Annotated in this window: 4 protein-coding genes; 1 reads left to right on the top strand and 3 read right to left on the bottom strand. The window is 71.3% G+C overall.

Annotated elements, in window-relative coordinates:
* The 3 genes from AB0P07_RS09545 to AB0P07_RS09535 form a co-directional block, all read right to left on the bottom strand.
* A partial coding sequence (locus AB0P07_RS09545) for a glycoside hydrolase family 3 N-terminal domain-containing protein (RefSeq protein ID WP_365548119.1) occupies window positions 1-928 on the bottom strand: 928 nt, incomplete at its 3' end.
* Between the two features lie 77 nt (window positions 929-1,005).
* The gene (locus tag AB0P07_RS09540) at window positions 1,006-2,775 is read right to left on the bottom strand and encodes a discoidin domain-containing protein (RefSeq protein WP_365547477.1); all 1,770 of its coding nucleotides are present in this window, start codon (window positions 2,773-2,775) and stop codon (window positions 1,006-1,008) included.
* 89 nt (window positions 2,776-2,864) lie between these two features.
* Complete coding sequence (locus tag AB0P07_RS09535; protein ID WP_365547474.1) at window positions 2,865-3,950, bottom strand: DUF1996 domain-containing protein; 1,086 nt, start codon at window positions 3,948-3,950, stop codon at window positions 2,865-2,867.
* A 266-nt stretch (window positions 3,951-4,216) separates the two neighbouring features.
* Here AB0P07_RS09535 and AB0P07_RS09530 point away from each other — a divergent pair, with 266 nt between their 5' ends.
* Complete coding sequence (locus AB0P07_RS09530) at window positions 4,217-6,028, top strand: coagulation factor 5/8 type domain-containing protein (RefSeq protein ID WP_365547471.1); 1,812 nt, start codon at window positions 4,217-4,219, stop codon at window positions 6,026-6,028.
* Window positions 6,029-6,099: the final 71 nt, after the last annotated feature.

The raw sequence follows: 6,099 nt of genomic DNA, 5'->3' as shown, positions 1-6,099 counted from the left end.
CCGACACCGGCAGGCACGTTTCACGGGCTGCTGACGACGCAGGCACCGCCGCCGAGCGCTCCCCACCACGCGACTCCCCCGTCGGCACCGGCCGGGGCGAGTCGGGCCCGCCCAGCGCGTCCAGCCAGGCCGCGAGGCGCAGCAGGCGGCGTGCCTTGTCGTCGACGGTCGCCTCGGGTACGTCGCCGTCGGCCACCGCCCGTGCCAACGCCTCGCCCCACGGGCCCTCGGGCCCCGGCATGGCGAGGTCGAGACCGGCGCGGGCCGTGTCCACGGTGCCGCGCACGGCTCCCCAGTCGGAGACTACGACGCCGTCGAAGCCCCACTCGCTCTTCAGCGGGTCGGTGAGCAGGGCGCTCGCGGTCATGGTGGTGCCGTTGACCGCGTTGTACCCCGCCATGACGAGTCGCACCCCCGCCGCCACCGCCGCCTCGAAGGGCGCGAGGTAGACCTCCCGCAGCGACCGTTCGCCCACCCGCACGTCGACGGTGAGGCGGTCGGTCTCGGAGTCGTTGGCCACGTAGTGCTTGGCGGTGGCCGCCACGCCGTGGGCCTGGACACCGCGGATCAGCGCGGCGCCGATGCGGCCGGTCAGCTCGGGGTCCTCGGAGAGGCACTCGAAGTGCCGGCCGCCCAGCGGACTGCGGTGCAGGTTCAGGGTCGGGGCGAGGAGGACGTCCACCCCCTTGCGCCGGGCCTCGGCGGCGAGCAGACCGCCGAGGCGTTCGACGAGGGCCTCGTCCCAGGTGGCGGCGAGAGCCGAGGCCGAGGGCAGCAGGACGGAGGTGATCCGCTCGTCCCAGGCCTCGCCCCGTACGCCCGCCGGACCGTCCGACATCACCAACTCCCTCAGGCCCAGAGCTGGTTCCGCCTTCGTGCGCCAGGTCGTGGCGCCGGTCGGCAGCAGCGCGCGGGCGCGCGGTGTCAGTTTGCCGAGCAGCCGGTCGATCTCTTCGTCACTCGTGCCCACCTGGGTTCATCCCCCCTCCGTCTCGTCCCACGGCGTCAGCTGTAGACGCCGAACTCGTACAGCGAGTAGCCGTAGCCCGTGCCGCGTGCGGTGCCGTTGACGCGTACGTAGCGGCCGGTGCCGGTCACGTCGAGGGTGTCGACGCCGCCGTTGCCGTCGGTCACCGTGGACACGGTCCGCCAGTTCTGACCGTCGTCGGAGGTCTGGACGGTGTAGGCCCTGGCGTACGAGGCCTCCCAGTACAGCTGGACGTGCCGGAAAGTGGTGCGTGTGCCCAGGTCCACCTGGAGCCACTGCGGGTCGCTCCAGTCGCTGGCCCACCGGGTGTCCGGGTTGCCGTCGACGGCGTTGGCGGCGGTGCAGGGGCAGTCGCCGTAGCTCGGTTGGAAGGAGGAGGCGGTGGCCGGCCTGCCGAGGGCGACGTTGGTGCCGTCCACGGCGGGTGGCACGACCCGTGCCGAGAGGGTCTCGACGCCGACGTTGCCCCTGCCGTCGGTGGCCTTGACGTACAGCTTCCAGACGCCGGGCCGGTCGGGGGCGGTCACCGAGAGGCGTCCGCCGCCGAGGTCGGTGAAGGGCATCGGGGTCAACTGCTTGCTCTGGTCGATGTAGTTGCTGTTGGACAGCACCTCGTACCCGATCGGGTCGCCGTCGGGGTCGGAGGCGCGCACGGTCAGGACCAGGTTCTTGCCGGCCTGCACCCGGCCCGCGTCGCCCTCGACGCCGAAGCCGGAGACGACGGGCGGGGTGTTGTCGCGCGAGGTGTCGCCGCCGTAGGCCCGCTTCACGGCGTAGTACGACAGCCGTTTCTGCCCGGCCGGGAGCAGGTTGAACCAGATGCCGCCGAAGTCGTACTCGGTGCCGTAGTGGAAGAGGGTCGCGCCCAGGGCGACGCCCCGGTGACCGGTGACGCAGTTCCAGGCGTCGGTGTAACCCTGCGCCTTGGCCCGGTCGGTCGGTTCCCTCGGTACGCCGTTGGCGTCGTCCGGCACCTCCCACTCGCCGGCCGGTCCGGACTCGGTGACGATGTACGGCTTGCTGTAGCCGCCCTGTTCCCACGCGGAGCGCACGTCGCACACGGCGTCGTAGGAGTTGACGGCGTACAGGTCGAGGTCGGGGGCGTTCTTCTTGTAGTAGCGCCAGGCGCCGACCCAGGCGTCGGTGGAGGTCACCGGGTGGTTCGGGTCGACGGCGTGGATCTTCTTGGCGACGTCGTCGACGAAGGTCGTGTAGGCGTCGCGCTGGCGCTCCAGCTCGTCGCCGCCGTAGCAGTTCTGCAGGCCGAGCACCGACTCGTTGCCGACGTTCCACATCAGGACGCCGGGGTGGTCCTTGTACTCCTGCACCCAGCGCGGAAACTCGGCGAGCATCCGGTCCTTGTACGCGGTGTCGGTGAGGTAGTCGACGCATCCGCCGCTGCCCGGACCGCCGCCGGGCTGGAGCCAGAAGCCCGCGACGACCTTGATGCCGTGGGCGGCGGCCGAGTCGAGGAGCGGGCGGCTGCTCGCGTCGGTGCCCCAGGTCCTGATGGTGTTGACGCCCATGGACGCCAGGTCGGGCATGTAGCGATCGGCGTCGGCGGGGGACGGGCCCCAGGTCAGCCCCTTGACGGTGTACGGGCTGCCGTCCACGGTCAATTGCCAGTTGCCCTGGCTTCCGGTGACCTTCACGACGCTGCCGGCGGCGTGCGCCTGTGTCGCGGGCAGGGCGGTGAGTGCGCCGACGGCGAGCAGGCCGGCGGTGAGCGGGGCGGTGAGTCTGCGGGCTGAGGGGAGTCTGCGGGTGGGGGTGCGGGGTCGGCTCATGGGGTTTCTCTCCGGTCTGCAGGATGCGGGGCCCGGCCGTGACGGGGACAGACGTGGACGGCCGGGCCGGTCGATGAGGGCGCGCCGGGTCAGGGCAGTTCGTAGTCCTCGCTCAGCGCCGCTCCGGCCTCCGGGTGGGTCTGGTCGTAGCCGCGCGCGTCGCACTGGAGCCCGCCGACGATGCAGTGGCCGACCATGGCGTCGAGGGTCGCCTCGTCCCAGGCGTTGAAGAAGTCGTAGTGGAACGAGTAGCTCGCGCCACTGGCCAGTCGTACGCGGGAGAGGTCGCCGTTGACCGGGAAGGCCATCTTGAACTCGATCATCGGCAGGGCGACGGGGTGGTCGGCCGGGCAGATGTTGTTGTTGGTCCCGGGGTTGACCACCGGATACGCCATGTGGCTCTTGTGGTCAGGCGTGTCCAGGTTCTTGCCGTCCCAGCAACTGGGCGCCTGGAAGCGGATGTTGACCTGGACGTCCGGCCGCTGCGGGCAGTCGGTCGGGAAGTCGACGTTGAAGAAGCTGTCGCCGCACTCCCAGCCCTCGACGAAGCCGGGGTGATCGCGGAACTCCTGGGCGCTCTGCATGGGGCTCGCGACGACGTAGCGCAGTCCCTTCGGGAAGGGCCGCACACTGGTGTAGTCGGTGACGCCGGCCTTGTAGTAGATGGTCTGCGGGCCGACCGGGAGCACGGGGCGGTCGCCGTCGTACAGGGTCGGCATCCAGTAGGCCGAGCGGTCACCGGACGCCAGACAGGTGGTGGACCCGGCGTCGAGCGAGGCCGTGGTGCTGCCTGCGTCGGTCGTCGTGTTGCCCATGAACGTGTGGTCGTGCGACGTGCCGGGCTGCTGCGGGAAGACGATCGGGTCGTCGGGTGCGGTGTGGGTGACCGAGCAGTTGGCCTGGAACTCGTGGAAGTAGCGGTGCGGCGGCTCCTTCGTGGACGGGGTGACGCCGGTGACCGGCGGGTTCGCGGGGATGTAGCCGTCGCCGTCCGGATCCTCGGGCGAGCCGGCCGTCGAGACCGCCATGGTGTGCCCGGCGGGCGCCGCCGGGGCGGCGGCCGGGGCCGGCGCCGGGGTGTCCGCGCTGGCGGCGACCGTGCCGATGCCGATCGAGGTCAGCAGTAACGCGCTCGCGACGAGGGTGCCGGACAGAACTTTCGATCTCCGTGGCATGGAGACCTCCTGAGAAGGTCGGGGAAAATCTCGGAGAGCGCTCTCCCGACTCGGAGTGTTGGGGGCGCGAGGGAGGGTGTCAAGGGTTTCGACGGGCCGGGCGCCGGTCGCGGCAACGCCCGCCGTGCTCTCACTTGTTGAACGCAGAGCACAAGAAGCGGTCGCAACTCTTGACGTGTCCGTGCCGACGGATGAAGAGTGCACTCGCAGAGAGCGCTCCCCCACCTCCACTGCGTTCACTTCCCGAACAAGGAGAGCCGCCCCACATGCCCTCTTCCCCCACGCACTCCCCCCTGCCCGAACCCTCCGGACCGCGTCGCCGCAGTCTCCTCGCGGCGGCCGCCGCGGCACCCGTGCTGGCCTCCCTCACCGGCGTGGGAGCCGCCTCCGCCGTCAACTCCGCCGCCGATTCCCCCGACGGCCCCCGCGCGCTGCCCGGCGGCGGCGACCTCGGGCCCGACGTCATCGTCTTCGACCCGTCCACGGCGAACATCCAGGGCCGACTGGACGAGATCTTCAAGCAGCAGGAGTCGGCCCAGTTCGGCACCGGCCGCTACGCGCTGCTGTTCAAGCCCGGCACCTACCACGGGCTCAATGCCCAGCTCGGCTTCTACACCTCGATCGCGGGCCTCGGCCTCTCCCCCGACGAGACCACCATCAACGGCGACGTCACGGTCGACGCCGGCTGGTTCGACGGCAACGCCACGCAGAACTTCTGGCGTTCGGCGGAGAACCTCGCCCTGGTCCCGGTCAGCGGCACCAACCGCTGGGCGGTCTCGCAGGCGGCGCCCTTCCGGCGCATGCACGTGCGCGGCGGCCTCAACCTCGCTCCCGACGGCTACGGCTGGGCCAGCGGCGGCTACATCGCCGACAGCCGGATCGACGGCACGGTCGGCCCGTACTCGCAGCAGCAGTGGTACACCCGGGACAGCTCGGTCGGCGGCTGGCTCAACGCCGTGTGGAACATGGTGTTCTCCGGCGTGGAGGGCGCGCCCGCGCAGAGCTTCCCGGAACCGCCGTACACCACGCTGCAAACGACGCCCGTCTCCCGGGAGAAGCCGTTCCTGTACCTCGAGGGCGACGAGTACCGCGTCTTCCTCCCGGAGAAGCGCACCGACGCCCGGGGCGTCTCCTGGGGCAACGGCACCCCGCGCGGCACCTCGCTGCCCCTGTCCGGCTTCTACGTCGCCAGGCCCGGCGACTCGGCGGCCACCCTCAACCAGGCGCTGGAGCAGGGCCTGCACCTGCTGCTGACGCCGGGGATCTACCACGTCGACCGGACCGTCGAGGTCAAGCGCGCGGGCACGGTCGTCCTGGGGCTCGGCTACGCCACGCTCATTCCCGACAACGGCGTCACCGCGCTGAGGGTCGCCGACGTGGACGGCGTACGGCTGGCCGGGTTCCTCGTGGACGCCGGGCCGGTCAACTCCCCGACCCTGCTGGAGATCGGGCCCGAGGGCGCGTCCGCGGACCACGCGGCCAACCCCACCACCGTGCAGGACGTGTTCGTCCGGATCGGCGGCGCGGGCCCCGGCAAGGCCACCACCAGCATGGTGGTCAACAGCCGGCACACGATCGTCGACCACACCTGGGTGTGGCGCGCCGACCACGGCGACGGCGTCGGCTGGGAGACCAACCGCGCCGACTACGGCGTGGTCGTGAACGGCGACGACGTACTGATCACCGGCCTGTTCGTCGAGCACTTCAACAAGTACGACGTGCAGTGGAACGGCGAGCGGGGCCGCACGGTCTTCTTCCAGAACGAGAAGGCCTACGACGCCCCCGACCAGGCCGCGATCCAGAACGGCTCGGTCAAGGGGTACGCCGCCTACAAGGTCGGGGACGACGTCACCGAGCACGAGGGCTGGGGCATGGGCAGCTACTGCTACTACAACGTGAACCCGTCCATCGTGCAGCACCACGGCTTCGCCGCGCCGACCCGGTCCGGGGTGCGCTTCCACGGGCTGCTCGTGGTGTCGCTGGGCGGCCAGGGACAGTACGAGTGCGTCATCAACGACACGGGTGCGCCCACGTCGGGGACGGACACGGTGCCGTCCAAGGTGGTGCGGTACCCCTGAGCCGCGCTGCCCCGGGGGCCCCTGAGCGGGGGTGCCCGGGGCAGCCGGGGGCGGCCGTCTCCCGCGGCGCT

Source organism: Streptomyces sp. NPDC085944, from assembly GCF_040686295.1.
Classification (GTDB): Bacteria; Actinomycetota; Actinomycetes; order Streptomycetales; family Streptomycetaceae; genus Streptomyces; species Streptomyces salinarius.
The sequence above is the reverse complement of the archived record's forward strand: the minus strand, read 5'-3'. Positions and strand labels throughout refer to the sequence as shown.

Bases quoted from the DNA above. Each gene is read 5' to 3' on its own strand.
- AB0P07_RS09540 (WP_365547477.1), bottom strand. From the start codon at position 2,775: ATGAGCCGACCCCGCACCCCCACCCGCAGACTCCCCTCAGCCCGCAGA.
- AB0P07_RS09535 (WP_365547474.1), bottom strand. From the start codon at position 3,950: ATGCCACGGAGATCGAAAGTTCTGTCCGGCACCCTCGTCGCGAGCGCG.
- AB0P07_RS09530 (WP_365547471.1), top strand. From the start codon at position 4,217: ATGCCCTCTTCCCCCACGCACTCCCCCCTGCCCGAACCCTCCGGACCG.